Source organism: Pseudomonas alkylphenolica, assembly GCF_016009175.1.
In the GTDB taxonomy this organism is placed as follows: Bacteria; Pseudomonadota; Gammaproteobacteria; order Pseudomonadales; family Pseudomonadaceae; genus Aquipseudomonas; species Aquipseudomonas alkylphenolica_B.
Genome location: NZ_JADUCM010000009.1, coordinates 112,200 through 138,319 on the forward strand (window position 1 = coordinate 112,200; position 26,120 = coordinate 138,319).

The 26,120-nt window shown below is 60.7% G+C and carries 23 protein-coding genes; 3 read left to right on the top strand and 20 right to left on the bottom strand.

All coding sequences use genetic code 11. The features are described 5' to 3' along the window. Nucleotides 1-3: 3 nt before the first annotated feature. The 18 genes from nuoI to I5S59_RS11085 all read right to left on the bottom strand — a co-directional run bounded on the left by nuoI (nt 4) and on the right by I5S59_RS11085 (nt 20,854). On the bottom strand, nt 4-552 hold the full coding sequence (nuoI, locus tag I5S59_RS11000) for an NADH-quinone oxidoreductase subunit NuoI (protein WP_009400993.1): 549 nt from the start codon (nt 550-552) through the stop codon (nt 4-6). Nucleotides 553-563: 11 nt separating this feature from the next. Beyond that, the gene (gene nuoH, locus I5S59_RS11005) at nt 564-1,571 is read right to left on the bottom strand and encodes an NADH-quinone oxidoreductase subunit NuoH (protein ID WP_128324640.1); all 1,008 of its coding nucleotides are present in this window, start codon (nt 1,569-1,571) and stop codon (nt 564-566) included. Continuing rightward, nucleotides 1,568-4,282 (bottom strand): NADH-quinone oxidoreductase subunit NuoG, encoded by a 2,715-nt coding sequence (nuoG, locus tag I5S59_RS11010; RefSeq protein WP_197876627.1) that lies wholly within the window; start codon nt 4,280-4,282, stop codon nt 1,568-1,570. The genes nuoH and nuoG overlap by 4 nt, the downstream gene beginning before the upstream one ends. A 130-nt stretch (nt 4,283-4,412) precedes the next feature. Then, nucleotides 4,413-5,777 (bottom strand): NADH-quinone oxidoreductase subunit NuoF, encoded by a 1,365-nt coding sequence (gene nuoF / locus I5S59_RS11015; RefSeq protein WP_197876628.1) that lies wholly within the window; start codon nt 5,775-5,777, stop codon nt 4,413-4,415. Next, on the bottom strand, nt 5,774-6,271 hold the full coding sequence (gene nuoE, locus I5S59_RS11020) for an NADH-quinone oxidoreductase subunit NuoE (protein ID WP_012313767.1): 498 nt from the start codon (nt 6,269-6,271) through the stop codon (nt 5,774-5,776). Before nuoE ends, nuoF begins: the two co-directional genes overlap by 4 nt. A gap of 2 nt (nt 6,272-6,273) precedes the next feature. Then, a complete protein-coding gene (nuoC, locus tag I5S59_RS11025; protein WP_128324643.1) occupies nt 6,274-8,055 on the bottom strand; it encodes an NADH-quinone oxidoreductase subunit C/D in 1,782 nt (593 codons plus the stop codon). Between the two features lie 78 nt (nt 8,056-8,133). Then, complete coding sequence (locus tag I5S59_RS11030) at nt 8,134-8,811, bottom strand: NADH-quinone oxidoreductase subunit B (RefSeq protein WP_010220398.1); 678 nt, start codon at nt 8,809-8,811, stop codon at nt 8,134-8,136. 10 nt (nt 8,812-8,821) lie between these two features. Then, on the bottom strand, nt 8,822-9,235 hold the full coding sequence (locus tag I5S59_RS11035) for an NADH-quinone oxidoreductase subunit A (protein WP_128324644.1): 414 nt from the start codon (nt 9,233-9,235) through the stop codon (nt 8,822-8,824). 358 nt (nt 9,236-9,593) lie between these two features. Continuing rightward, nucleotides 9,594-10,256, bottom strand: coding sequence for a lysoplasmalogenase (locus I5S59_RS11040; protein ID WP_197876629.1), 663 nt, complete (start codon nt 10,254-10,256; stop codon nt 9,594-9,596). Nucleotides 10,257-10,434: 178 nt separating this feature from the next. Beyond that, the gene (gene aceA / locus I5S59_RS11045; protein WP_128324647.1) at nt 10,435-11,760 is read right to left on the bottom strand and encodes an isocitrate lyase; all 1,326 of its coding nucleotides are present in this window, start codon (nt 11,758-11,760) and stop codon (nt 10,435-10,437) included. Between the two features lie 486 nt (nt 11,761-12,246). After that, nucleotides 12,247-12,981: a secretin N-terminal domain-containing protein gene (locus I5S59_RS11050; RefSeq protein ID WP_232239694.1), complete on the bottom strand. Its 735-nt coding sequence runs from the start codon at nt 12,979-12,981 to the stop codon at nt 12,247-12,249. 92 nt (nt 12,982-13,073) lie between these two features. After that, on the bottom strand, nt 13,074-13,508 hold the full coding sequence (locus I5S59_RS11055) for a GNAT family N-acetyltransferase (protein WP_197876630.1): 435 nt from the start codon (nt 13,506-13,508) through the stop codon (nt 13,074-13,076). Beyond that, entirely contained in the window at nt 13,501-14,667 is a 1,167-nt protein-coding gene (locus tag I5S59_RS11060; protein ID WP_128324649.1) for a cupin domain-containing protein, read from the bottom strand. The genes I5S59_RS11055 and I5S59_RS11060 overlap by 8 nt, the downstream gene beginning before the upstream one ends. An 82-nt stretch (nt 14,668-14,749) precedes the next feature. Beyond that, the gene (gene purB / locus I5S59_RS11065; protein WP_197876631.1) at nt 14,750-16,120 is read right to left on the bottom strand and encodes an adenylosuccinate lyase; all 1,371 of its coding nucleotides are present in this window, start codon (nt 16,118-16,120) and stop codon (nt 14,750-14,752) included. A 179-nt stretch (nt 16,121-16,299) separates the two neighbouring features. Then, nucleotides 16,300-16,920: a high frequency lysogenization protein HflD gene (gene hflD / locus I5S59_RS11070; RefSeq protein ID WP_128324651.1), complete on the bottom strand. Its 621-nt coding sequence runs from the start codon at nt 16,918-16,920 to the stop codon at nt 16,300-16,302. Then, the gene (mnmA, locus tag I5S59_RS11075; protein WP_197876632.1) at nt 16,920-18,041 is read right to left on the bottom strand and encodes a tRNA 2-thiouridine(34) synthase MnmA; all 1,122 of its coding nucleotides are present in this window, start codon (nt 18,039-18,041) and stop codon (nt 16,920-16,922) included. Before mnmA ends, hflD begins: the two co-directional genes overlap by 1 nt. A gap of 70 nt (nt 18,042-18,111) precedes the next feature. Then, on the bottom strand, nt 18,112-18,552 hold the full coding sequence (locus I5S59_RS11080) for an NUDIX hydrolase (protein WP_197876633.1): 441 nt from the start codon (nt 18,550-18,552) through the stop codon (nt 18,112-18,114). A 76-nt stretch (nt 18,553-18,628) separates the two neighbouring features. After that, on the bottom strand, nt 18,629-20,854 hold the full coding sequence (locus tag I5S59_RS11085) for an NADP-dependent isocitrate dehydrogenase (protein WP_197876634.1): 2,226 nt from the start codon (nt 20,852-20,854) through the stop codon (nt 18,629-18,631). Nucleotides 20,855-21,260: 406 nt separating this feature from the next. On the opposite strand from I5S59_RS11085, the gene icd reads away from it, so the two are divergent. Next, complete coding sequence (icd, locus tag I5S59_RS11090) at nt 21,261-22,517, top strand: NADP-dependent isocitrate dehydrogenase (protein WP_197876635.1); 1,257 nt, start codon at nt 21,261-21,263, stop codon at nt 22,515-22,517. Nucleotides 22,518-22,596: 79 nt separating this feature from the next. Here the strand turns inward: icd and cspD are convergent, their stop codons facing one another. Continuing rightward, nucleotides 22,597-22,854, bottom strand: a complete 258-nt coding sequence (gene cspD, locus I5S59_RS11095; protein ID WP_128324656.1) for a cold shock domain-containing protein CspD — start codon at nt 22,852-22,854, stop codon at nt 22,597-22,599. Between the two features lie 224 nt (nt 22,855-23,078). Between cspD and clpS the strand changes: the two genes are divergently transcribed. Next, the gene (gene clpS, locus I5S59_RS11100) at nt 23,079-23,441 is read left to right on the top strand and encodes an ATP-dependent Clp protease adapter ClpS (protein ID WP_009400967.1); all 363 of its coding nucleotides are present in this window, start codon (nt 23,079-23,081) and stop codon (nt 23,439-23,441) included. Between the two features lie 30 nt (nt 23,442-23,471). Then, nucleotides 23,472-25,742 carry an ATP-dependent Clp protease ATP-binding subunit ClpA gene (gene clpA, locus I5S59_RS11105; protein ID WP_197876636.1) on the top strand — a complete coding sequence of 757 codons (2,271 nt, stop codon included), beginning with the start codon at nt 23,472-23,474 and terminating at the stop codon, nt 25,740-25,742. 95 nt (nt 25,743-25,837) lie between these two features. Here clpA and infA read toward each other — a convergent pair whose 3' ends face one another. Next, nucleotides 25,838-26,056 (bottom strand): translation initiation factor IF-1, encoded by a 219-nt coding sequence (gene infA, locus I5S59_RS11110; protein WP_002553999.1) that lies wholly within the window; start codon nt 26,054-26,056, stop codon nt 25,838-25,840. Between the last annotated feature and the right edge of the window lie 64 nt (nt 26,057-26,120).

A 26,120-nucleotide genomic window follows, 5' to 3' on the forward strand; every position in this document is an offset into this window, starting at 1 on the left:
TCCTTAAGGGAGCAAGCTCTTCACGTTGATCGGCTCGGCTTCGTTCTGCGCAGCGCCTTTCGGCTTGCCGGCAACCGCCATACCTGCAACACGGTAGAAGTTGTAGTCAGGGTTCTTGCCGGGACCGGAGATCAGCAGATCTTCTTTCTCGTACACCAGATCCTGACGTTTGAACTCGGCCATTTCGAAATCCGGTGTCAGCTGGATTGCGGTGGTCGGGCAGGCTTCCTCGCAGAGGCCGCAGAAAATGCAACGGGAGAAGTTGATGCGGAAGAACTCCGGGTACCAACGACCGTCTTCTGTCTCGGCTTTCTGCAGCGAGATGCAACCGACCGGGCAAGCCACGGCACACAGGTTGCACGCTACACAGCGCTCTTCGCCATCCGGGTCACGGGTCAGGACAATGCGGCCACGGTAGCGTGGCGGCAGGTAGACCGGCTCTTCGGGGTACTGCAGGGTGTCACGTTTGCGAAACCCGTGGGAGAACACCATCACCAGGCTGCGCAGCTGGGTGCCGGTGCCTTTAACGATGTCGCCAATATACTTGAACATGGGTCAAATCCTCACTGGGCCGCAACAGCTGGCGTGTTGAGCAACACGAGCGCAGCGGTCACCAGCAAATTGATCAGGGTCAGCGGCAGGCAGAACTTCCAGCTGAAGTCCATCACCTGGTCATAGCGTGGGCGCGGAATCGAGGCGCGCAGCAAAATGAACAGCATGATGAAGAACGCGGTCTTCAGGGCGAACCACAGGAACGGTACTTGCGGCAAGATGCCGAACGGACCGTGCCAGCCACCGAAGAACAGGGTGACCAGCAGTGCCGAGATCAGGATGATGCCGATGTACTCACCGACGAAGAACATGCCCCATTTCATACCGGCATATTCAATGTGGTAACCGTCGGCCAGTTCCTGTTCCGCTTCCGGCTGGTCGAACGGGTGACGGTGAGTCACGGCGACGCCAGCGATGAAGAAGGTGCAGAAACCGAAGAACTGCGGAATGATGAACCACAGGTTCTGAGCCTGATAGTCAACGATATCGCGCATGTTGAACGAGCCGACCTGCGCCACGATGCCCATCAGCGCCAGGCCCATGAACACCTCGTACGACACGGTCTGCGCCGAAGCCCGCAGGCTGCCGAGCAGGGCGTACTTGTTGTTCGACGACCAGCCGGCGAACAGTACGGCGTACACCGACAGACCGGCCATGGCGAAGAAGAACAGCAGGCCGATGTTCAGGTCCGCGACACCCCAGGTCGGGGTGATCGGGATGATGGCGAAAGCGATCAGCAAGGCACTCATGGCCACGACCGGCGCCAGGGTGAAGATCATCTTGTCGACAAACGGCGGGTTCCAGTCTTCTTTGAAGAACATTTTCAGCATGTCTGCTGCGATCTGGAACATACCGAACGGGCCGACGCGGTTCGGACCGTAACGGTCCTGCCACCAGCCCAGCAGGCGCCGCTCGACGAAGCTGAGCAGCGCACCGCAGACCACTACCGCCAGCAAGACCACGATGGCCTTGACGACAGTGATGATCACATCGATCACTTCAGGGGTGAACCAGGTCATTGTGCTGCCTCCTGCAGGCCTTCAACGGATGCACCGAAGATGGCAGGCGGGATGCCGGCCAGGCCTTTGGGCAGGGCAACCAGGCCTGCGCCCAGTTCTTCATTGATGCGCAGCGGCAGACGCAGGGTCTGGCCCGCCACGTTCAGGCTGAGCATCGCGCCGTCGTTGACGCCCAGGCGATCTGCTTCGGACTTGGCCAGGCCAACGTAAGCCTGCGGAATGCGCTCTTGCACCGGTGCTGCGCGCGAGGAGTTTTCTTCGCTGCCGAACAGGTGATAGAACGGCACAACCTGCCAGGTGCCACGCGCCGGAGAGAACGCGGCCGGTACGCTGGCGAACCAGTTCAGCTTGTCGCCCTGGGTTTCGATCAGGCGGGTGCCCGGGTCGCCTGCACGCAGGTGACCACCGACCTCGTCCTGGAACTTGTTCCAGGCTTGCGGCGAGTTCCAGCCCGGAGACCAGGCGAACGGCACTTGCGAGCGCGGTTCGGCCGAACCCGAGTAGCCTTCCATGGAAAAGGCGAAGGCGGTGTCTTTGTCTTGCGGGGTACGCGGCTCGTGCACGCTGATGTTGGCGCGCATGGCGGTACGGCCAGAGTAGCGCAGCGGCTCACGCGCGATCTTCATGCCCTTGATGCGGAACGAAGCGGACGGCGCGGCGTTGACGATACCGGTCAGTTGCGGTGCGGCAGTGGCGCAAGCGCTGGTGACGTGGTCCAGTTGGGTCCAGTCCACCGGCTTGTTGAGCAGGGTTGCACGCAGGGCGTGCATCCAGCGCCAGCCTTCGTGAACCAGGATGCTGCTGTCCAGGTAGGTCGGATCGAACACCTGGAAGAAGCGCTGGGCACGGCCCTCCTGGCTGACCAGGGTGCCATCGCCTTCGGCGAAGGTGGCGGCTGGCAGGACCAGGTGCGCGCGTTCGACAGTCGCGGTGCGCTGGTGGTCGGCGACGATCACCACCTTGGCGGCGGCCAGGGCAGCGTCGACCTTGGCTGCAGGTACGCGGCTGTAGAGGTCGTTTTCGAGCACGACGATGGCGTCGGCTTTACCGGAAATCACGGCGTCCAGGGCGGCGTCGACGGACTCGCCACCGAGCATGGCCAGGCCGAGGCGGTTGGCCTCTGGAACGACCAGGCTCAGGGAACCGTTTTTCTCGCGCAGCTTCAGGGCCTTGGCGATGTTGGCGGCCGCTTCGATCAGCGCGCTGGACGCCAGCGAGGTGCCGGCTACGACCAGTGGGCGGTTGGCAGCAACCAGGGCGTCGGCGATGCGCTTGGCCAGTGCCAGGGCTTCGGCATCCAGGCCTTCTACGGCAGGTGCGCTCGGGTCGATGGCGTGGGCAACGGCGAAGCCGATGCGGGCCAGGTCGTCCGGAGCTGCGTGTACGCACTCTTCGGCAACGTCGTCGAGCTTGGTTTCAGCCAGGCTGGCGATGAACAGCGGGTACATGGCGTGCTGGCCGATGTTCTTCACCGCAGCATCGAGCCACGGCTGAACGCGCATGGCATCGGCCATGGCTTCGGCCTTGCCCTTGACCGACTGGCGCAGGGCCAGGGCGACGCGGGCAGCAGTCTGGGTCAGGTCTTCGCCGAGGACGAACACGGCATCGTGGTCTTCCATCTCGCGCAGGGTCGGAACCGGCAGCGGGCTGTCGTTCAGCACTTGCAGCGCCAGGCGTACACGGGCCAGTTCACCGGCTTCCATGCCCGAGTAGAAGTGCTCGGCACCAACCAGCTCGCGCAGGCCGTAGTTGCTTTCGAGGCTGGCGCGTGGCGAACCGATACCGACGATGTTGCGACCGCGCAGCATGTCGGCGGCTTTGTCCAGGGCAGCATCCAGGCTCAGCTTGGTGCCATCGGCCAGCAACGGCTGACGCGGACGGTCGGTGCGGTTGACGTAGCCATAGCCAAAACGGCCACGGTCACACAGGAAGTACTGGTTGACCGAACCGTTGAAGCGGTTTTCGATACGGCGCAGTTCGCCATAACGCTCACCCGGGCTGATGTTGCAACCGCTGGAGCAACCATGGCAGATGCTCGGGGCAAACTGCATGTCCCACTTGCGGTTGTAGCGCTCGGAGTGGGTTTTGTCGGTGAACACACCGGTCGGGCAGACCTCGGTGAGGTTGCCGGAGAACTCGCTTTCCAGCACGCCGTCTTCAACGCGACCGAAGTAGACGTTGTCGTGGGCGCCGTACACGCCAAGGTCGGTACCGCCGGCGTAGTCCTTGTAGTAACGCACGCAGCGGTAGCAGGCGATGCAGCGGTTCATCTCGTGGGCGATGAACGGGCCGAGCTCCTGGTTCTGGTGGGTACGCTTGGTGAAACGGTAGCGGCGCTCGTTGTGGCCGGTCATTACCGTCATGTCTTGCAGGTGGCAGTGACCGCCTTCCTCGCAGACCGGGCAGTCGTGCGGGTGGTTGGTCATCAGCCATTCAACGACGCTGGCGCGAAACGCCTTGGACTCGTCGTCGTCGATGGAAATCCAGGTGCCATCGGTGGCAGGGGTCATGCAGGACATGACGATACGACCACGGGTGTCGTTTTCGTCGGTGTACTGCTTGACCGCGCACTGGCGGCAGGCGCCGACGCTACCGAGCGCCGGGTGCCAGCAAAAATAGGGGATGTCGAGGCCTAGCGACAGACACGCCTGTAACAGGTTGTCTGCACCGTTGACTTCGAGCGCTTTGCCGTCTACGTGGATAGTGGCCATGGTTCAAAGTTCTTCGTTGGCCCGCGTCTGCGGGCGTGGCTAATGGAAATCTGTGTGCCTGCGGCCCGCACAGGGACTACCTGGCGAGCTGCGTGGCAGCGGGTGGCACGGGCCACCCGCATTTCATTTTTTATGCGCCGCCTACGATCGGCTTGGCCAGGTTCGGGCGCAGGGCTTCGCTGCCTGTAACAGGGGCGACGCCGGCCTCGAACTCCGGACGGAAATACTTGATGGCACTGCCCAGCGGCTCGACGGCGCCCGGTGCGTGGGCGCAGAAAGTGCGGCCAGGGCCGAGGAAGTTGACCAGACCCAGCAGGGTCTCGATGTCTTCCGCCTTGCCTTGACCCTTCTCCAGGGCGCGCAGCATTTTCACGCTCCACGGCAAACCATCGCGACACGGGGTGCACCAGCCGCAGGATTCGCGGGCGAAGAACTCTTCCATGTTGCGCAGCAGCGAGACCATGCTGATGCTGTCGTCCACCGCCATCGCCAGGCCTGTACCCATGCGGGTGCCGACCTTGGCAATGCCGCCGGCATACATCTGGGCATCCAGGTGCTCGGGCAGCAGGAAGCCTGTGCCGGCGCCACCAGGCTGCCAGCACTTGAGCTTGAAGCCGTCGCGCATGCCACCGGCGTAGTCTTCGAACAGTTCGCGGGCGGTAACGCCGAAGGGCAGTTCCCACAGGCCCGGGTTCTTGACCTTGCCGGAGAAGCCCATCAGCTTGGTGCCGTGGTCTTCGGAGCCTTCGCGTGCCAGCGACTTGTACCAGTCAACGCCGTTGCCGACGATGGCAGGGACGTTGCACAGGGTTTCGACGTTGTTCACGCAGGTCGGCTTGCCCCAGACGCCAACGGCGGCAGGGAAGGGCGGCTTGGAGCGCGGGTTGGCACGGCGGCCTTCGAGGGAGTTGATCAGTGCGGTTTCTTCACCGCAGATGTAACGCCCGGCGCCGGTGTGCACGAACAGTTCGAAGTCGAAGCCGCTGCCAAGAATGTTCTTGCCCAGCAGGCCTGCGGCCTTGGCTTCGTCGATGGCGCGGTTGAGGTTCTTCGCTGCCGTGGTGTACTCACCGCGCAGGAAGATGTAGCCGCGGTAGGCTTTCAGCGCACGGGCGCTGATCAGCATGCCTTCGACCAGCAGATGGGGCTGTTGCTCCATCAGCATGCGGTCTTTCCAGGTGTTCGGTTCCATTTCGTCCGCGTTGCACAGCAGGTAGCGGATGTTCATGGATTCGTCTTTGGGCATCAGGCCCCATTTGATGCCGGTGGGGAAGCCCGCACCGCCACGGCCCTTGAGGCCGGAATCTTTAACGGTCTGGACGATATCGTCCTGGGACATCTGCGCAAAGGCCTTGCGGGCGGCAGCGTAGCCGTCCTTGGCCTGGTACTCGTCGAACCACACCGGCTCGCCGTCGTCACGCAGGCGCCAGGTCAGCGGATGGGTCTCGGCCGAACGGGCGATGCGGTTGGCAGGGCCGAAGGAAGTGATGGTCATACGTAACCCTCCAGCAACTTGGAGACGCCAGCAGGCTGGACATCGCCAAAGGTGTCGTCGTCGATCATCAGTGCCGGGGCCTTGTCGCAGTTACCCAGGCAGCAGACCGGCAGCAGCGTGAAGCGGCCATCGGCGGTGGTCTGGCCGAGGCCAATGCCCAGCTCGCTCTGGATCTGGCTGACCACGGACTCGTGGCCGCCGATGTAGCAGACCATGCTGTCGCAGACGCGGATGATGTGCCGGCCAACCGGCTGACGGAAGATCTGACTATAGAAGGTGGCCACGCCTTCGACGTCGCTGGCAGGGATGCCGAGCACTTCGCCAATGGCGTAGATGGCGCCGTCCGGCACCCAGCCGCGTTCCTTCTGAACGATCTTCAGGGCTTCGATGGACGCCGCGCGCGGGTCCTCGTAGTGATGCATCTCGTGCTCGATGGCCGAGCGCTCGGTTTCGCTCAGGGCGAAACGGTCGGTTTGGATAAGCGTGCTGTTCATGCTTAGCGGTCCACGTCAGCCATAACGAAGTCGATACTGCCCAGGTACGCAATGAGGTCCGCGACCATGCTGCCGCGGATCACCGAAGGGATCTGCTGCAGGTGCGGGTAGCTCGGGGTACGAATCCGGGTGCGGTAGCTCATGGTGCCGCCGTCGCTCGTCAGGTAGTAACTGTTGATGCCCTTGGTCGCTTCAATCATCTGGAAGGATTCGTTGGCCGGCATGACCGGGCCCCACGACACTTGCAGGAAGTGAGTGATCAGGGTTTCGATGTGCTGCAGGGTGCGCTCTTTCGGCGGCGGCGTGGTCAGCGGGTGATCCGCCTTGTACGGGCCTTCCGGCATGTTGCGCAGGCACTGGTCGATGATGCGGATACTCTGGCGCATCTCCTCGACACGGACCATGCAGCGATCGTAGGCATCGCCGTTGTGGGCCAGCGGTACTTCGAACTCGAAGTTCTCGTAGCCGGAGTAAGGGCGCGCTTTGCGCAGGTCGAAGTCCAGACCGGTGGAACGCAGGCCGGCACCGGTGACGCCCCATTCCAGGGCCTCTTTGGTGTTGTACTGGGCAACGCCGATGGTCCGGCCTTTGAGGATGCTGTTCTGCAGGGCCGCCTTGGTGTACTCGTCGAGGCGCTTTGGCAGCCATTCGACGAAGTCTTTCACCAGTTTGTCCCAGCCGCGTGGCAGGTCGTGGGCAACACCACCGATGCGGTACCAGGCCGGGTGCAGACGGAAGCCGGTGATGGCTTCGATCACGGTGTAGGCGCGCTGGCGGTCGGTGAAGGTGAAGAACACCGGGGTCATGGCGCCAACGTCCTGGATGTAGGTACCCAGGAACAGCAGGTGGCTGGTGATCCGGAAGAACTCGGCGAGCATGATGCGGATCACGTCGACTTTTTGCGGCACCTGGATGCCGGCCAGCTTCTCGACCGCGAGCACGTACGGCAGGTTGTTCATTACCCCGCCGAGGTAGTCGATACGGTCGGTGTAGGGAATGAAGCTGTGCCAGGACTGACGCTCGGCCATCTTCTCGGCACCACGGTGGTGGTAACCGATGTCCGGGACGCAGTCGACGATCTCTTCACCGTCCAGCTGCAGCACGATACGGAACGCACCGTGAGCCGAAGGGTGGTTCGGGCCGAGGTTGAGGAACATGTAGTCCTCGTTGGCGCCGTGGCGTTTCATGCCCCAGGCTTCCGGGTTGAAGCGCGCGGCTTCTTCCTCGAGCTGCTGCTTGGCCAGGGTCAGGCTGTACGGATCGAACTCGGTGGCACGGGCAGGGTAGTCCTTGCGCAGCGGGTGGCCTTCCCAGGTGGGCGGCATCATGATCCGGGTCAGGTGCGGGTGGCCGGCAAAGTCGATGCCGAACATGTCCCAGACTTCACGCTCGTACCAGTTGGCGTTGGGCCAGATACCGGTGACGGTCGGCAGGTTCAGGTCGCCTTCGCTCAAGGCCACCTTGATCATCACGTCGCTGTTCCGCTCCACCGACAGCAGGTGGTAGAACACGCTGAAGTCGGCGCCTGGCAGGCCACGGCGCTGGGTACGCAGACGCTCGTCCACACCGTGCAGGTCGTAGAGCATGCTGTACGGCTTGGCGACGTTGCGCAGGAAGGTCAGCACGTCTTTGAGTTTGGCACGGGTAACCCAAAGCACCGGCATGCCGGTGCGGGTTTCCTGGGCGACGAACGCCTCGGGGCCAAACTTGTTGTTCAGTTCGACAACCACATCCTGGTCGTCAGCCTTGTAAGGCGGGATATAAATAGCGGTGTCCGCTGTCATGGTCTCGGTCGCTTTCGGTCAACGTAGAGAATGAAGCCAGGCTGCCTGTCGCGCATGCGCAGGCAACAGGTCGCTGGATCAGACTTCGTCGGGGCTGCGCAGGTTGGTGACCTGGATGCGCTGTTCACGGCGTTGCTCTTTCTGCGACGGCATCTCGGCACGGTAAATGCCTTGATCACCGACAACCCAGGAAAGAGGACGACGCTCCTGGCCAATCGACTCCTGCAACAGCATCAAGCCTTGCAGGAAGGCTTCAGGGCGAGGCGGGCAGCCGGGCACATAGACATCCACGGGGAGGAACTTGTCGACCCCCTGAACGACCGAGTAAATGTCGTACATGCCGCCGGAGTTGGCGCACGAACCCATGGAGATGACCCACTTCGGCTCAAGCATCTGCTCGTACAGGCGCTGGATGATCGGCGCCATCTTGATGAAGCAGGTGCCGGCGATGACCATGAAGTCGGCCTGACGCGGCGATGCCCGGATGACCTCGGCGCCGAAGCGGGCGATGTCGTGGGGCGCCGTGAACGCCGTGGTCATTTCCACGTAGCAGCAAGAGAGGCCGAAGTTGTACGGCCACAGGGAGTTTTTACGCCCCCAGTTGACCGCACCACTGAGCACATCTTCAAGTTTGCCCATGAAGATGTTCTTGTGGACCTGGTCCTCTAGCAGCGAATCGGAGACGGTTTCCCGCTCTCCGATTGGATATTGCTCGTTAGGCGCATCCGGGTCGATTCTGGTGAGATTGTATTGCATTGCCAAAGCCTCATTGTTTCAGCTTCGCTTGCCGCTTACGGCGGGATTCCGGCGCCCAATCAAGAGCCCCCACCCGATAAAGGTAGACAAGACCTGCCAACAGAATTGCTATGAAAACGAGAGCTTCGACGAATCCGGTCCAGCCGCTTTCGCGGACGGACACAGACCATGCAAAGAGAAAGAGGGCTTCGATATCGAAGATCACGAACAGCATCGCGACCAGATAGAATTTGGCTGACAGGCGCAAGCGGGCGCCGCCAGTAGGCAGCATGCCGGATTCGAACGGTTCGTTTTTGCTGCGGCCCCAGGCCTTGCTACCGAGCAGGGCAGACAGACCGAGCATGAAGGCACACAGGCCAACGACACCGAAAAGGAAAATGGCAAAGCCCCAGTTGTGGGCGATGAGTCCTGTCGAATCGGGCATGCTGAAAATCCTTATACAGAGACCAGTCTCTGCGGCTTGGAAAGTAGTGGAGCAGTGACGATATGTCGCAGCGGAATCTATCGTGCTGATTTTATGGGTAAACCCGGTGCAAGTAAAATTTCTGCAGCAAATTTATTCGTAGCATTAAGAACAAAAATCTTTCGTAACACGCTGCAGGCCGCATGGGACGGGCATTGTCCCGGGTTTTGTTAATTATGTTTCTTGCACGGTGTAATGAAGTTGTAAATTCGTAATGATAATTAATATCATTTGACTCGATACAATTCATCCCACTGTTACGGTCAACTACAAAGTTGTGCGGCATGAGTATCTCCCGCAAGTTTCGGTGCCGGGTGTTTTAACCGAATTTATCCTGGCGTGCCGCGGTCTGGATCAAGGTTTTTGCCGATCGCTGGGTGTGCACTGAAGCGGCAATGGCCCATTGTCCCAGCCAGTAGGCGAGGATGATCAGGTAGGGCGCGGCTTGAAAATGGCCGACAAAGCGGTCAATGCCGATCAGGCTGTCGGAAAATACAAAGGCGATGGCGCCCAGCGCGGCCGGGCCACCACACGCCAGGGCGCGCCAGAGCATGGCGCTGATGGCCAGGGCGTATACCGTCACCGGGATCAGCAGTTCACCCAGGCCGTGACTAATCAGTACGCTCAGCAGTACACCGCCAACCACTGCCGACACCGCCAGCGCCCAGGTGGCCAACCGGCGTGTTTCGCTCAGGTAGGCGCGCAAATAGGCCAGGTGGGCGCAGAGAAACGCCGCCAGGCCAAATACGAACAGGTCGCCTGGAACGGCCAGGAGGATGTCGCCGAGGAGTGAGAAACCCAGGCCTACGGCAATCCAGCGTCGGTAAGCGCAAGGTGCTGCGGTCCGGAGCCAGACAATAAGGGCGATGACAGGAATGGGTTTGACGGCAAGACCGAGCAGCGCGTTCTGGCTGGCCAGTGCATATATATAGATGGCTGCAGCTGTCAGGGCCAGGCTGAGCAGCGTAACGGGGCGGGGCATGGCCAGTCCTTGGTGTTGTTGTGCACCTAGCATAGCCACTGGGGATTTATAGGGAAGGGGTGAATCGGCCGAATCACGCGGCACTGTGGAAGTCCGCGGCCACAAAAAACAAGACCCGGAGCCCCATCACAGGCCCCGGGTTTTGTCTGTTACCCGAATTTCAGCAACCGATCAATGATCAGTGGAACTGCTCTTCTTCAGTCGAGCCGGTCAGTGCGGTTACCGAAGACTTGCCACCCTGGATAACGGTGGTCATGTCGTCGAAGTAGCCGGTGCCGACTTCTTGCTGGTGAGCAACGAAGGTGTAGCCTTTCGAAGCGTCAGCGAACTCTTGCTCTTGCAGTTTCACGTAGGCGGTCATGTCGTTGCGGGCGTAGTCGTGCGCCAGGTTGAACATGCCGTGCCACATGTTGTGGATACCGGCCAGGGTGATGAACTGGTGCTTGTAACCCATGGCCGACAGTTCGCGCTGGAACTTGGCAATGGTGGCGTCGTCCAGGTTCTTCTTCCAGTTGAAGGAAGGCGAGCAGTTGTACGACAGGATCTGGTCCGGGTATTCCTTCTTGATCGCTTCGGCGAAGCGACGGGCTTCTTCCAGGTCCGGCTTGGCGGTTTCGCACCAGATCAGGTCGGCGTAAGGGGCGTAGGCCAGGCCACGGGCAATGGCTTGGTCCAGGCCGGCACGCACTTTGTAGAAACCTTCCTGGGTACGCTCACCGATTACGAACGGCTGGTCGTACGGGTCGCAGTCGCTGGTCAGCAGGTCAGCGGCGTTGGCGTCGGTACGGGCCAGGATGATGGTCGGTACGCCGGCAACGTCGGCTGCCAGACGGGCAGCGGTCAGCTTCTGTACAGCTTCCTGGGTCGGTACCAGAACTTTGCCGCCCATGTGGCCGCATTTCTTCACCGAAGCCAGCTGGTCTTCGAAGTGAACGCCGGCGGCGCCTGCTTCGATCATGTTCTTCATCAGTTCGTAGGCGTTCAGAACGCCGCCGAAACCGGCTTCGGCGTCAGCCACGATTGGTGCGAAGTAGTCGACGTAGCCTTCGTCACCCGGGTTCTTGCCCGCTTTCCACTGGATCTGGTCAGCGCGGCGGAACGAGTTGTTGATGCGCTTGACCACGGTTGGAACCGAATCCACCGGGTACAGCGACTGGTCTGGGTACATGGACTCGGCCGAGTTGTTGTCGGCAGCCACTTGCCAGCCGGACAGGTAGATAGCCTGGATACCGGCTTTAACCTGTTGTACAGCCTGGCCGCCGGTCAGGGCGCCCATGCAGTTGACGAAATCTTTTTCCGGGCGGAAGGATGGGTGTGCACCCTGGGTGACCAGCTTCCACAGCTTCTCGGCACCCATGCGGGCCAGGGTGTGCTCAGGCTGGACCGAGCCACGCAGACGTACGACATCAGCGGCGGTGTAGGTACGGGTCACGCCTTTCCAGCGCGGGTTTTCGGCCCAGTCTTTTTCGAGGGCTGCAATTTGCTGTTCGCGTGTCAGTGCCATGGAAATAAACCTCGTCGCATCGGTCTTGGAAAAATTCTCGCTCACACAGCGCAGATCAGAAGCCTGGCGTCAGTCATGTTCAGCGATTTTGCGACGGTCGAACGATGGGGCTCGACGGGGGAAGTGAGCAGGGGCGGGCGAGGTCTTCGCTGCAGGGTGGCTCGTGGTTGCCGAACTGCAGTGAACAGTGCTGCCGGGTGCCTCTTGATGCGCTTCCGTCCCTCGGGACAACTTCGTTCCAGTCGCAATCTCGTCAAACTGCCTTGTGGGCTGTACAGACACGAGTCGGCTCAGGTGGGTAGGTTAGAGCGCGGCTCGAAGGCCCTTGCCAGGGCCTCTGATTAGCGGGAGCGGGGCCATCATGCCTTTACCAAATGTGGTCGTCAAATGTTTTGTAGTGCTTTTTTATCACCACTACATCTTTTGTCTAATACGACCCATCAGTCAGTTCCGAGGCCGTTGGTCGAGGCCTTGATTTACCTGGGTTCAGTCCAGCGCGTCGACTTTTACACGTAGTGTCACGTTTTCACCGCGCTGGGTACTGTAATTGAGGCTTGACGCGTTGCGATCAGACTGGCTCTGCTGGTTCACACCCGCCAGGGTGATCCATTCACCCAGCTTGCCACTGACGGTTGTGTCGGTACTTTGAACCTTCACTACATCGGGACGTTCCTGGCTCATCCGGTCATTATTGGTGCTGATGCTCAGGTTGACGGTGTCGCCATTGACCCGCGCGGTGACGTAAAAGCCCTGGGTGACATTGCGGTATTCAGTGTCGCTTTGCAGTCGGCCATAACCGTCGGTGCTGGTACTGGTGACGGGAATGCTCTGGCCGGTCTGGATCAGTGCCGGGCTGCCTTCGGTGGCCTGGATCTGCTGCATGCCGCCTTCGCGGTTGGCGGTACCGTAGTGAATGATGCGGGCGTTGCCGCGGTTGTCCTGGAAATTGCTGTCGTTGTTGTCGACGCTGATCAGCAGGCGGCGCTGGGCGGTGTCGAGCTGTTGCAGCAGTGCGCGCAGGTCATCGATCCGTTCAGGGGCTGCGTTGACGATCAGTTTGTTTTCGAAGGCGCTGACGGTGCCGTCTTTGCCGAGAAAGGACTGTGCGGTGGGGAGCAGTTCGGCGCTGGTGCGGTGGTTCAGCGGCAGGACTTCGGTGGCAGCCAGGGTGCTGAGGCTGAACGACAGAAGCAGGGAGGCAAGCAGGGGGCGTAGCGGCATGTCCGTAATCTCCGCGGGTAGAGCGGACATGATGGCAAATTTGTCGGGGTTTTGCTCAAGAGCAGGAGCCGGCATGCCGGCTCCTGCATCCTTCAGGCCAGCTCGCGGGACTCGCGAACCATGTCCACGTGCGGAATTCCTGCTTCGAGGAACTCCTCGCTGACCACCTTGAAGCCAAGGCGCTCGTAAAACGGCGTGGCATGCACCTGGGCGCTGAGCATCTGCTGCTTGAGGTCGCGGTTTTGCGCTTCGACGATAACCGCCTGCATCAGTGCGTCACCGACTTTCAGGCCGCGCCAGTCCTTGAGGACCGACACACGACCGATCTGGCCGTCAGGCAGCAGGCGGGCGGTGCCGATCGGGTAGTCACCCTCAAGGGCCAGAAAATGCACGGCGCTGTCATCGTCGGCATCCCACTCCAGTTCCGGCGGTACGCTTTGCTCGGCGATGAACACGGCTTCGCGAATGCGGCGGATATCAGTGTTGTCTTTGTGCCAGTCGGCAAGGCGGACGCGGATCTTATTCATTGGCAAATCCCAAACTTCCCTGTTTGACCAGTTCGCAGATCAATGTAATGCCTTGATCGTTTTCAAGCCACTGTTCCAGGTTTTCGATATGCAATGCATCGGCGGCGCAGATCAGCTTCAGCAGCTCGCGCAGGTCGCCCGGCAGCAGACGGCTCTGGCCGCTGGCGAACAGCAGCAGGTTGTCGTCGACTTCGGACCAGGCCAGGCGTGCGCTCGGGTTGCGGATCAGGATCGCGCCCTGGGCCAGGCTTTCGATCAACTCGACTTCATCCAGCGGCTCGCCGCTGACCAGTTCCGGGTAGCGTGGCTCGGTCATGAACTGGCCGAACCAGGTCAGCAGCAGGCGCTCGTCGCCCATGTGCTCGGTGAGCAGGCTTTTCAGGCGGTCCAGTGCGTCGTGCTGGATCTGGTGCGGGTCGCTGACCGGCTGGGCGTCGGCATCGCTGTAGCGCTCTTCGTCCGGCAGGAATTGGCTGAGGAAGTCGGTGAAGTGGGTCAGTACTTCTGCGGCGCTCGGGGCGCGGAAGCCTACCGAGTAGGTCAGGCAGTCGTCTTCGGCGACGCCGAAGTGAGCCAGGCGTGGCGGCAGGTAGAGCATGTCGCCAGGCTCCAGGGTCCACTCGTCGCTTTGTTCGAATTCGGCGAGGATGCGCAGGTCGGCGTGCTCAAGCAGCGGGCTGTCGCTGTTGCACATCTGGCCGATCTTCCAGTTGCGTTTGCCCTGGCCTTGCAGCAGGAACACATCGTAGTTGTCGAAGTGCGGGCCAACACTGCCACCCGGGGCGGCAAAGCTGATCATCACGTCATCGACGCGCCAGCTCGGCAGGAAGCGGAAATGCTCCAGCAGCTCGCCGACTTCCGGAACAAACTGGTCGACTGCCTGCACCAGCAGGGTCCAGTCACGCTCGGGCAGGGTGCTGAACGCGTCTTCCTCGAACGGACCGCGACGCAGCTCCCACGGGCGCTCGCCGTGCTCGATGACCAGGCGCGATTCGACTTCTTCTTCCAGGGCCAGGCCGGCCAGTTCGTCGGCATCGATCGGGCTTTCGAAGTCCGGGAAGGCCTGGCGTACCAGCAGGGGTTTCTTCTGCCAGTAGTCGCGCATGAATTCACGGGCGGTGAGACCGCCCAGCAGCTGCAGTGGAGTATCAGGATTCATGTGTAACCTATTGAAAAAAAGTAATTTTCTTTCGGTAAAAAACACGCCCGGCTAAGCCGGGCGTTTACGCGCAGGGCGTAGATCAGATGCGTTTGGCTTGAGCCGCAGCGTTACCGATGTAATTGGCTGGGGTCAGCTTCTTCAGTTCTTCGCGCGCTTCAAGCGGCATATCCAGGCCGTCGATGAAAGTCTGCAGCGCTTCAGGGCTGATGCCCTTGCCACGGGTCAGCTCTTTGAGCTTCTCGTAGGGGTTTTCGATGTCGTAGCGACGCATGACCGTCTGGATCGGCTCGGCCAGTACTTCCCAGCACGCGTCCAGGTCTTCGGCAATGCGCTGGGTGTTGATTTCCAGCTTGCTGATGCCCTTGAGGCTGGCTTCGTAGGCGATCACGCTGTGAGCAAAACCAACGCCCAGGTTACGCAGGACGGTGGAGTCGGTCAGGTCACGCTGCCAGCGCGAGATCGGCAGCTTGCTGGCGAGGTGCTGGAACAGTGCGTTGGCGATACCCAGGTTGCCTTCGGAGTTTTCGAAGTCGATCGGGTTGACCTTGTGCGGCATGGTCGACGAACCGATTTCGCCAGCGATGGTGCGCTGTTTGAAGTAACCCAGGGAAATGTAGCCCCAGATGTCGCGGTCGAAGTCGATCAGGATGGTGTTGAAGCGGGCGATCGCGTCGAACAGCTCGGCGATGTAGTCGTGCGGTTCGATCTGTGTGGTGTACGGGTTGAACACCAGGCCCAGCTCGTCTTCGATGAAGGCGCGGGCATTGGCCTCCCAGTCGATCTGCGGGTAGGCCGACAGGTGGGCGTTGTAGTTGCCTACGGCGCCGTTGATCTTGCCCAGCAGCGGTACGGCGGCAACCTGTGCAATCTGGCGCGCGAGGCGGTAGACGACGTTGGCCAGCTCTTTACCCAGGGTGGTCGGCGAAGCCGGTTGGCCGTGGGTGCGCGACAGCATCGGCACGTCGGCGAAGCGGTGGGCCAGCTCACGGATCGCCTGGGCGATCTGGCGCATCAGCGGCAGCAGCACGTCGTCACGGCCGGCGCGCAGCATCAGGGCGTGGGACAGGTTGTTGATGTCTTCACTGGTGCAGGCGAAGTGGATGAATTCACTTACCTTGGCCAGTTCCGGCAGCTTGGCGGCCTGCTCTTTGAGCAGGTACTCGATGGCCTTGACGTCGTGGTTGGTGGTGCGCTCGATTTCTTTCACGCGCTCGGCGTGCTTGAGGGCGAACTCATCGGCCAGGCCATTGAGCAGGGCGTTGGCTTCGGCAGAAAACGCTGGAACTTCAGCGACTTGCGGATGAGCGGCGAGGCGTTGCAACCAACGTACCTCGACCAGGGCGCGGAAACGGATCAGACCGTATTCGCTGAAAATAGGGCGCAGGGCCTGGGTTTTGCCGGCATAACGGCCGTCAACAGGGGAAACCGCAGTGAGCGAGGAAAGCTGCATGGGGTGTTCTCGGACAGTCAGGCTTTGAAGAGGGCGCATATCATACATGAAAAACGCGCCCGAGTCGGGTGGCTGACAAAAGGTAATGCCAGCAGATCAATCAAACAGTGGGTCGGCATACACCGGGTCTAGTGGGAGCTGGCGTAGCCGGCGATGGGCTGCGCTGCAGCCCCTGAAAATCAGCCGCGCAACATCGGATACAGTTCTTTGAGCAGCTTGCGCCGGCTGACCACCAGTTGCCAGCGGTGGCCGCCCAGCTGTCGCCACAGGCGCGCAGCGCGAATACCGGCGAGCAGCAGGGCGCGGATCTTCGAAGCATTGCTCGGTTGCTGCAGGTGGCGCATGTCGCCATGCACCTGGATGCGCTGGCGCAAGGTGCTCAGCGTGTCTTGATACAGCGCGCCACTGGAGGCGATGACATTTTCATGGACCAGGCCAAAGTGGTCGGCCTGGGACTGAATTTGCGGCAGGCGATTGCCGATCACATCGAGCATGTCGCCGCGCTTGGCCAGCTGGCGCTCAAGGCCGAGCATCGACAGCGCGTAGCGCAGTGGCTCGCGTTGCAGGCTGCCCGGATCGCGTTCCAGGGCGCTGGCCAGTGCGCGGTAACCGTCGCGCAGGTTGAGGTCGTCGCCACCGAACACCTCCAGGGTGTTCTGCGGGTCGCGCACCAGCAGGCTGCCCAGCATGCAGCCGAGGTTGGCCTCGCTGGCCTGGCCGGTGCGGGCAATGCGATCGACCAGCACCGCCGCCTGGAACACGCCACCGAGGGCGATCAGTTGCTCCTGGATCGAGCTCATCAGCGCGCGCTCCACGGCTCGGCCGTTTCGATCACGCCGCCGCCCAGGCAGATTTCGCCGTCATAGAACACTACCGACTGGCCAGGGGTCACTGCCCGTTGAGGCTCGTCGAAGACGGCGCGGTAGCCGTTTTCGGTGCGCTCCAGAGTGCAGGTCTGGTCGCTTTGGCGATAGCGCACTTTGGCGGTCAGCTGGCGCGGGCTGGTCAGGTCGATCGGGTTGACCCAGAAAATTTCCGACGCCAGCAGGGCGCGGGAGAACAGCCATGGGTGCTCGTTGCCCTGGCCGACCACCAGCACGTTACGGCCGAGGTCTTTTTCCAGCACGTACCAAGGCTCGTCACTGGCGTCCTTGAGGCCGCCGATGCCCAGGCCCTGGCGCTGGCCGATGGTGTGGTACATCAGGCCATGATGGCGGCCGATGACTTCACCGTCGGTGGTCTGGATTTCACCGGGTTGCGCCGGCAGGTACTGCTTGAGGAAGTCGCTGAAGCGGCGTTCGCCAATAAAGCAGATGCCGGTAGAGTCTTTTTTCTTTGCCGTGGCCAGGCCATGTTTCTCGGCGATGGCGCGAACTTCGGGCTTTTCCAGTTCGCCTACGGGGAACAGAGTGCGGGCAATTTCCTTGCCGCCGACGGCGTGCAGGAAGTAGCTCTGGTCCTTGTTCGGGTCCAGGCCCTTGAGCAGTTCGGTGCGGCCATCGGTGTCGCGTCGGCGCACGTAGTGGCCGGTGGCGATCAGGTCGGCGCCGAGCATCATGGCGTAGTCGAGGAACGCCTTGAACTTGATTTCACGGTTGCAGAGGATGTCCGGGTTCGGCGTGCGTCCGGCCTTGTACTCTTCCAGGAAGTGCTCGAAGACGTGGTCCCAGTACTCGGCGGCAAAGTTGGCGGTGTGCAGCTTGATGCCGATGCGGTCGCACACGGCCTGGGCGTCGGCCAGGTCTTCGCGGGCGGTGCAGTATTCGGTGCCGTCGTCTTCTTCCCAGTTCTTCATGAACAGGCCTTCCACCTGGTAGCCCTGCTCCATCAGCAGGAGGGCGGAGACGGAAGAGTCCACGCCGCCGGACATGCCGACAATAACGCGTGTCTTTTCGGGTTCGTAAAGTGCTGGACTGGTCATAGGTACCGGCTGTGTATCTGGAAAAAGACAACGATTCTATCAGGCTGCGGCCTTCTCGGCATCGTCACTGTCAGTCGCGGATCAGTGCCAGGCTGTGCAGCGGCCCGGCCAGGTAATCGTCGATGCAGCGCGGCACCAGTTCGCTGCGCCAGCGTTCGGGGTCGGCCAGCAGTTCATCACGGGTCAGCCACACGGCGCGCACGATGTCGCTGTCCAGGGCGCGTCCGGCGTGGTGCTTGAGCGGGCGGGCGGCAAAGCAGATGCGCTGGTAGGTCACGCCATTGCTCGGGGCGGTATACAGGTAGATGCCGACAATGCCGGTCAGTTCGACGTCCCAGGCGGTTTCTTCGAGGGTTTCGCGCCGCGCGGCGTCCAGCAGGCTTTCGTTGGCTTCCAGGTGGCCGGCGGGCTGGTTGTACACGTGTTTGCCGGCCTTGAATTCCTCGACCATGAGGAAGCGGCCCTGGTCTTCGACGATGGTGGCGACGGTGATGTGCGGTTGCCAGGTCATGCAGTGATTCCTTGAGTCCGGAAAAGCGAAAGCCCCGGTGCGTGGCCGGGGCTTTCGATGTTACGTCAAGCGAACCTTACAGGGCGGCAATCGCGCTGTTGAGGGTCTGGCTTGGGCGCATCACTTTGCTGGTCAGCTCGGCATCCGGGTAGTAGTAACCACCGATTTCTGCCGGCTTGCCCTGAACGGCGTTGAGCTCGGCGACGATGGTCGCTTCGTTCTCGGCCAGGGCTTTTGCCAGTGGGGCGAAACGTGCTTGCAGGGCAGTGTCGTCGCTCTGGGCAGCCAGGGCCTGGGCCCAATACAAGGTCAGGTAGAAGTGGCTACCGCGGTTGTCGATACCGCCAACCTTGCGGGCAGGGGACTTGTTGGTGTCCAGGAACTGGCCGGTGGCCTGGTCCAGGGTCGCCGCCAGTACCTTGGCCTTAGGGTTTGCGTAAGCGTTGCCCAGGTGCTCCAGCGAAGCTGCCAGTGCCAGGAATTCGCCCAGCGAGTCCCAGCGCAGGAAGTTTTCTTCGACCAGTTGCTGTACGTGCTTCGGTGCCGAACCGCCGGCGCCGGTTTCGAACAGGCCGCCGTTGTTCATCAGCGGTACGATCGACAGCATCTTGGCGCTGGTGCCCAGCTCCATGATCGGGAACAGGTCGGTCAGGTAGTCGCGCAGTACGTTGCCGGTGACCGAGATGGTGTCCTGGCCAGCACGGATGCGCTGCAGGGAAACCTTCATGGCCTCGACAGGCGACAGGACGCGGATGTCCAGGCCGGTGGTGTCGTGGTCTTTCAGGTACTTCTGGACCTTTTCGATCAGGACGCCGTCGTGGGCGCGCTGCGGGTCGAGCCAGAACAGCGCCGGGGTGTTGCTGGCGCGGGCGCGGTTGACGGCCAGTTTGACCCAGTCCTGGATCGGTGCGTCTTTGGTCTGGCACATGCGGAAGATGTCGCCAGCTTCGACTTCCTGCGACAGCACCAGGTTGCCTTTGCCGTCAACGATGCGGATCACGCCGTCGGTCTTGGCCTGGAAGGTCTTGTCGTGCGAGCCGTACTCTTCGGCTTTTTGCGCCATCAGGCCAACGTTCGGTACGCTGCCCATGGTGGTCGGATCGAAGGCGCCGTGTTGCTTGCAGTCTTCGATGACGGCCTGGTAGATGGTCGCGTAGCAGCGATCCGGGATCACGGCCTTGGTGTCTTGCAGCTGGCCTTCGGTGTTCCACATCTTGCCCGAGTCACGGATCATCGCCGGCATGGAGGCGTCAACGATCACGTCGCTTGGTACGTGCAGGTTGGTGATGCCTTTGTCGGAGTTGACCATGGCCAGCGCTGGACGCACGTCGTAGACGGCTTTGACGTCGGCTTCGATCTGCGCTTGCTGCTCAGCCGGCAGGGCTTTGATGCGGGCGTACAGGTCGCCGATGCCGTTGTTCAGGTTGAAACCGATTTCTGCCAGTACGTCAGCGTGCTTGTTCAGCGCGTCCTGGTAGTATTCGGCAACGATCTGGCCAAACATGATCGGGTCGGAGACTTTCATCATGGTGGCTTTGAGGTGTACCGAGAACAGTACGCCCTTGGCCTTGGCATCTTCGATTTCGGCGGCGACGAAGGCGCGCAGGGCCTTGGTGCTCATGACGGCGCAGTCGATGATCTCGCCGGCCTTGACCGAAGTCTTTTCTTTTAGAACGGTGGTGTTGCCGTTCTTGTCCAGCAGTTCGATGCGCAGGCTGTCATCGGCTTCGATCAGTGCGGCTTTTTCGCTGCCGTAGAAGTCGCCCTGGCTCATGTGAGCAACGTGGGACTTGGAGTCGGCAGCCCAGGCGCCCATTTTGTGCGGGTGCTTGCGCGCGTAGTTCTTGACCGACAGCGGGGCGCGGCGGTCGGAGTTGCCTTCACGCAGTACCGGGTTTACAGCGCTGCCCTTGATGCGGTCGTAGCGAGCCTTGGCTTCTTTCTCGGCATCGGTGCTGGCGGCTTCAGGGTAGTCGGGAACGTTGAAGCCCTTGGCTTGCAGTTCCTTGATCGCGGCCTTGAGCTGCGGTACCGAGGCGCTGATGTTCGGCAGCTTGATGATGTTGGCTTCTGGCGTGGTAGCCAGTTGGCCCAGTTCTGCCAGGTGGTCGGCCACTTGCTTGTCGGCGCCGAGCTGTTCAGGGAAGGCAGAAAGGATGCGGCCGGCCAGAGAGATGTCCCGGGTTTCTACGGCGATGTCGGCGCAAGCGGTAAAGGCTTCGACGATAGGGAGCAGTGAATAGGTGGCGAGGGCAGGGGCTTCGTCGGTGAAGGTGTAGATGATCTTGGATCGGGTGGGCATATTCGGGTTAACTCTCTGTTTTGCTGAGCGTGCGCAGAATCTCGAAGTGCGCAGGGTAGGCGCTTCGCTCAGACACATCTATGAGCAGAAGGTCGAGGGTTCTGTGCGGTGATGGTGGATTGCATCAGTCGAGTGTCAAACGGCTGAACTGCGGTAACAGCCCAGTCAGGTCGGGGTCGCGTTTCAGACGGTTTGCCCCAGTGACCCTTTGGTCACCGGCGGAGTATACCAAATCCTTGGTCGTAATCATCAATCTCAACGTGTATCTGCGGGTTTTTTAGACCAAAGATGTAGGCGTGATGGCCCCAAAATGGTGCATTGGCCACCATGGTTCCCGTTGCCGTGCAACTGGGGTACGCTCTGGGGATCCAGATGACGTACCACACCAAAAAAAACGGAGTGCAGCATGGGATACCAGAAAATCAAGGTTCCGGCAGTCGGCGACAAAATCACCGTCAATGCGGACCATTCTCTCAATGTTCCTGATAATCCGATCATCCCGTTCATCGAAGGCGACGGCATTGGCGTAGACGTCAGTCCCGTCATGATCAAAGTGGTCGATGCTGCTGTAGAAAAAGCCTATGGGGGCAAGCGCAAGATTTCCTGGATGGAAGTCTATGCCGGTGAAAAAGCCACCCAGGTGTATGACCAGGATACCTGGCTGCCCCAGGAGACCCTGGATGCGGTCAAGGATTACGTCGTCTCCATCAAAGGCCCGCTGACCACGCCGGTCGGTGGCGGGATCCGCTCGCTCAACGTTGCCCTGCGCCAGCAACTGGACCTGTACGTGTGCCTGCGTCCGGTGGTGTGGTTCGATGGCGTACCGAGCCCGGTGAAAAAACCGGGTGATGTCGACATGGTGATCTTCCGCGAGAACTCCGAAGACATTTATGCCGGTATCGAATGGAAAGCCGGCTCGCCTGAAGCCAACAAGGTCATCAAGTTCCTTAAAGAAGAAATGGGCGTCACCAAGATCCGTTTCGACCAGGACTGCGGCATCGGCATCAAGCCGGTTTCCAAGGAAGGCACCCAGCGCCTGGTGCGCAAGGCCCTGCAATATGTCGTGGACAACGACCGCAAGTCGCTGACCATCGTGCACAAAGGCAACATCATGAAGTTCACCGAAGGTGCCTTCAAGGACTGGGGTTACGAGGTCGCGAAGAACGAATTCGGCGCCGAACTGCTCGACGGCGGCCCGTGGATGAAGTTCAAGAACCCGAAAACCGGTCGCGAGGTCGTCGTCAAGGATGCCATCGCCGACGCCATGCTCCAGCAAATCCTGCTGCGCCCGGCCGAATACGATGTGATCGCTACCCTCAACCTCAACGGTGACTACCTCTCTGATGCCCTGGCGGCAGAAGTGGGCGGCATCGGTATTGCGCCAGGTGCCAACCTGTCCGACACCGTGGCGATGTTCGAAGCTACCCACGGCACCGCGCCTAAATACGCGGGTAAAGACCAGGTCAACCCGGGCTCGGTGATTCTTTCGGCCGAAATGATGCTGCGTCACCTGGGCTGGACCGAGGCGGCGGACCTGATCATCAAGGGCACCAACGGCGCCATCAAGGCCAAGACCGTGACCTATGACTTCGAGCGCCTGATGGACGGCGCCACCCTGGTCAGCAGCTCCGGTTTCGGTGAGGCCCTGATCAAGCACATGTAAGCTAGGCAAACAAAAGCCGGTCCGTTCGCAAGAGCGGGCCGGCTTTTTTATGTACTGTGTTGCTGTTGAGTTGTAGTGTTTAGGCGGTAGTGGTGGCGGTAGTGGATGGTGCGGCTACCGGATCGGTGGCTGCTTTGGCGCCGGTGATCTTCACCGCATGCAGTCCCTTTGGCCCCTGGATGATCTCAAAGCTGACGGCCTGTCCGGCCTTCAGGGTTTTATAACCGTCCATCTCGATAGCCGAGTAATGGGCGAAGAGGTCTTCGCTTTTCCCCTCTTCATTGATGAATCCATAGCCCTTGGCATTGTTGAACCACTTGACTTTACCGCTTGCCATCCTCATATCCCTCTGCAAAGGACTCCATCACTGGAGTATCATCCACTCCATCCGCATATGAACCTGCGAAAATTTGGTTGACTGCGCGGATCTTTATCGACCACGGTGGGTTCTTATTGGTTGTAACACCGTTTTGCCGATAGTCAAGGTGAGGTGACGGCAGTCCCGCGTCGCCTGTGCAGTCAATCCATAATCCAACCTGTCGAAATGATGAAATTCTTTCCATGCATGCACATAGCCAGATTCGACTAACATTCAATCAGGATCGCCCGCAATCGCATGAGGACGATGGTTCTGGCCTGGCGGTACAGGAGGCCAAACCGGCCCTGCAGGCACCACCTATGTACAAGGTGGTTTTGTTCAACGATGACTACACACCGATGGATTTCGTCGTCGAAGTGCTCGAGGTGTTTTTTAACCTGAATCGCGAGCTGGCGACCAAGGTCATGCTGGCCGTTCATACAGAAGGACGGGCAGTGTGCGGATTGTTTACCCGCGACATCGCCGAAACAAAGGCCATGCAGGTCAATCAATACGCGAGAGAAAGCCAGCATCCGCTACTCTGTGAAATCGAGAAGGACGGTTAATCGCCGACCACTTGGGTATGAGGTGAAGCTATGTTAAACCGCGAGCTCGAAGTCACCCTCAATCTGGCCTTCAAGGAGGCGCGCTCGAAACGTCATGAGTTCATGACCGTCGAGCACCTGCTGCTGGCACTATTGGATAATGAGGCCGCCGCGACCGTTTTGCGCGCCTGCGGCGCGAACCTCGACAAACTCAAACACGACCTGCAGGAGTTCATTGACTCCACCACGCCGTTGATCCCCGTGCACGACGAGGATCGCGAAACCCAGCCGACCCTGGGCTTTCAGCGGGTGTTGCAGCGCGCAGTATTCCATGTCCAGAGCTCGGGCAAACGTGAAGTCACCGGCGCCAATGTACTGGTAGCGATTTTCAGCGAACAGGAAAGCCAGGCTGTGTTTCTGCTCAAGCAGCAGAGCGTGGCACGTATCGATGTGGTCAATTACATCGCCCATGGCATCTCCAAGGTGCCGGGTCATGGTGAGCACTCCGACGGTGAGCAGGACATGCAGGACGAAGAGGGTGGTGAAACCTCATCCTCGGGCAATCCGCTGGATGCCTATGCCAGCAACCTCAATGAGCAGGCCCGTCAGGGGCGCATTGATCCGCTGGTCGGGCGTGAGCTTGAGGTGGAGCGCGTAGCGCAGATCCTCGCGCGTCGGCGCAAGAACAACCCGTTGCTGGTCGGTGAGGCCGGTGTCGGTAAAACCGCCATTGCCGAAGGCCTGGCCAAGCGCATCGTCGATGGTCAGGTGCCGGACCTGCTGGCACAAAGCGTGGTCTACTCCCTGGACCTGGGGGCCTTGCTGGCCGGTACCAAGTACCGCGGCGACTTCGAGAAGCGCTTCAAGGCGTTGCTCGGCGAGCTGAAAAAACGTCCGCAGGCGATTCTGTTCATTGACGAGATTCACACCATTATCGGTGCCGGTGCTGCCTCTGGCGGGGTGATGGATGCGTCCAACCTGCTCAAGCCGCTGCTGTCTTCGGGTGATATCCGCTGCATCGGTTCGACCACGTTCCAGGAATTTCGCGGGATCTTTGAGAAAGACCGTGCCCTTGCGCGGCGTTTCCAGAAGGTTGATGTCAGCGAGCCGTCGGTGGAAGACACCGTGGGCATCCTGCGTGGGCTCAAGGGGCGTTTCGAGTCGCATCACAACATCGAATACAGTGATGAGGCGCTGCGCGCGGCTGCCGAGCTTGCTGCGCGCTACATCAACGATCGCCACATGCCCGACAAGGCCATCGATGTGATCGACGAGGCGGGTGCCTACCAGCGCCTGCAGCCGGTCGAAATGCGCGTCAAGCGTATCGACGTGCCGCAAGTCGAAGACATTGTCGCCAAAATCGCGAGGATTCCGCCGAAGCACGTCACCAGCTCCGACAAAGAGCTGCTGCGTAACCTTGAGCGTGACCTGAAGCTGACGGTGTTTGGTCAGGATGCGGCGATCGATTCGCTGGCGACCGCCATCAAGCTGTCGCGTGCAGGGCTGAAGTCGCCCGACAAGCCGGTTGGTTCGTTCCTGTTCGCAGGGCCTACCGGTGTCGGTAAAACCGAAGCGGCACGGCAACTGGCCAAGGCGCTGGGCGTCGAACTGGTGCGTTTCGACATGTCCGAGTACATGGAGCGTCATACCGTTTCGCGTCTGATCGGTGCGCCTCCGGGCTACGTCGGTTTCGACCAGGGCGGCCTGCTCACCGAAGCGATCACCAAGCAGCCGCACTGCGTACTGCTGCTCGATGAAATCGAGAAGGCGCACCCGGAAGTCTTCAACCTGCTGCTGCAGGTGATGGACCACGGCACCCTGACCGACAACAACGGGCGCAAGGCGGACTTCCGCAACGTCATCGTCATCATGACCACCAACGCCGGTGCTGAAACCGCTGCGCGAGCCTCGATCGGCTTCACCCAGCAGGATCACTCTTCCGACGCCATGGAAGTGATCAAGAAGAGCTTCACGCCAGAGTTCCGCAACCGTCTGGACACCATTATCCAGTTTGGCCGCCTCAGTCACGAGACGATCAAGAGCGTGGTGGACAAGTTCCTCATCGAGCTGCAGGCGCAACTGGAAGACAAGCGCGTGTTGCTTGAGGTGAGCGATGCGGCGCGTAGCTGGCTGGCAGCTGGCGGTTATGACGCAATGATGGGCGCGCGACCTATGGCGCGGTTGATCCAGGACAAGATCAAGCGGCCGCTGGCTGAAGAGATCCTGTTTGGTGAGTTGGCCGAGCACGGCGGTGTGGTGCACATCGACATTCGCGAAGGCGAGCTGGTATTCGAGTTCGAGACCACCGCTGAAATGGCCTGACGGCCTGTGGGGGCGGATAACTCCGCCCCTGACAGGTGTCTGGATGAAGCAACAAAAACGCCCGGCATATAGCCGGGCGTTTTTGTTGGTGTCGCTTAGCGGGCGCGGTAGGTGATGCGCCCCTTGCTCAGGTCATAAGGCGTCAGTTCGACGCGGACCTTGTCACCGGTCAGAATACGAATGTAGTTCTTGCGCATTTTTCCAGAGATATGCGCGGTAACGACGTGCCCATTTTCCAACTCCACACGGAACATGGTGTTGGGCAGGGTGTCGACGACAGTGCCTTCCATTTCGAAGCTGTCTTCTTTCGACATGCAGTAAAGCCCTCGGTGTCCAGTTAATGGCCCGGTGCACGACTGCGCCAGGCAAAAAAAGTGG

Excerpts from the sequence above, each read along its gene's own strand:
- mnmA (WP_197876632.1), bottom strand. The coding sequence starts at position 18,041 with ATGACCAGTCCAGCACTTTACGAACCCGAAAAGACACGCGTTATTGTC.
- nuoC (WP_128324643.1), bottom strand. The coding sequence starts at position 8,055 with ATGACAGCGGACACCGCTATTTATATCCCGCCTTACAAGGCTGACGAC.
- nuoE (WP_012313767.1), bottom strand. The coding sequence starts at position 6,271 with ATGAACAGCACGCTTATCCAAACCGACCGTTTCGCCCTGAGCGAAACC.
- I5S59_RS11040 (WP_197876629.1), bottom strand. The coding sequence starts at position 10,256 with ATGCCCCGCCCCGTTACGCTGCTCAGCCTGGCCCTGACAGCTGCAGCC.
- cspD (WP_128324656.1), bottom strand. The coding sequence starts at position 22,854 with ATGGCAAGCGGTAAAGTCAAGTGGTTCAACAATGCCAAGGGCTATGGA.
- I5S59_RS11055 (WP_197876630.1), bottom strand. The coding sequence starts at position 13,508 with ATGAATAAGATCCGCGTCCGCCTTGCCGACTGGCACAAAGACAACACT.
- I5S59_RS11085 (WP_197876634.1), bottom strand. The coding sequence starts at position 20,854 with ATGCCCACCCGATCCAAGATCATCTACACCTTCACCGACGAAGCCCCT.
- infA (WP_002553999.1), bottom strand. The coding sequence starts at position 26,056 with ATGTCGAAAGAAGACAGCTTCGAAATGGAAGGCACTGTCGTCGACACC.
- nuoF (WP_197876628.1), bottom strand. The coding sequence starts at position 5,777 with ATGACCATCACTTCCTTCGGCCCTGCCAACCGCATCGCCCGTTCGGCC.
- I5S59_RS11050 (WP_232239694.1), bottom strand. The coding sequence starts at position 12,981 with ATGCCGCTACGCCCCCTGCTTGCCTCCCTGCTTCTGTCGTTCAGCCTC.
- aceA (WP_128324647.1), bottom strand. The coding sequence starts at position 11,760 with ATGGCACTGACACGCGAACAGCAAATTGCAGCCCTCGAAAAAGACTGG.
- clpA (WP_197876636.1), top strand. The coding sequence starts at position 23,472 with ATGTTAAACCGCGAGCTCGAAGTCACCCTCAATCTGGCCTTCAAGGAG.
- clpS (WP_009400967.1), top strand. The coding sequence starts at position 23,079 with ATGCATGCACATAGCCAGATTCGACTAACATTCAATCAGGATCGCCCG.
- I5S59_RS11080 (WP_197876633.1), bottom strand. The coding sequence starts at position 18,552 with ATGACCTGGCAACCGCACATCACCGTCGCCACCATCGTCGAAGACCAG.
- I5S59_RS11035 (WP_128324644.1), bottom strand. The coding sequence starts at position 9,235 with ATGCCCGATTCGACAGGACTCATCGCCCACAACTGGGGCTTTGCCATT.
- nuoI (WP_009400993.1), bottom strand. The coding sequence starts at position 552 with ATGTTCAAGTATATTGGCGACATCGTTAAAGGCACCGGCACCCAGCTG.
- purB (WP_197876631.1), bottom strand. The coding sequence starts at position 16,120 with ATGCAGCTTTCCTCGCTCACTGCGGTTTCCCCTGTTGACGGCCGTTAT.
- I5S59_RS11030 (WP_010220398.1), bottom strand. The coding sequence starts at position 8,811 with ATGCAATACAATCTCACCAGAATCGACCCGGATGCGCCTAACGAGCAA.
- nuoH (WP_128324640.1), bottom strand. The coding sequence starts at position 1,571 with ATGACCTGGTTCACCCCTGAAGTGATCGATGTGATCATCACTGTCGTC.
- icd (WP_197876635.1), top strand. The coding sequence starts at position 21,261 with ATGGGATACCAGAAAATCAAGGTTCCGGCAGTCGGCGACAAAATCACC.
- hflD (WP_128324651.1), bottom strand. The coding sequence starts at position 16,920 with ATGAGCTCGATCCAGGAGCAACTGATCGCCCTCGGTGGCGTGTTCCAG.
- nuoG (WP_197876627.1), bottom strand. The coding sequence starts at position 4,282 with ATGGCCACTATCCACGTAGACGGCAAAGCGCTCGAAGTCAACGGTGCA.
- I5S59_RS11060 (WP_128324649.1), bottom strand. The coding sequence starts at position 14,667 with ATGAATCCTGATACTCCACTGCAGCTGCTGGGCGGTCTCACCGCCCGT.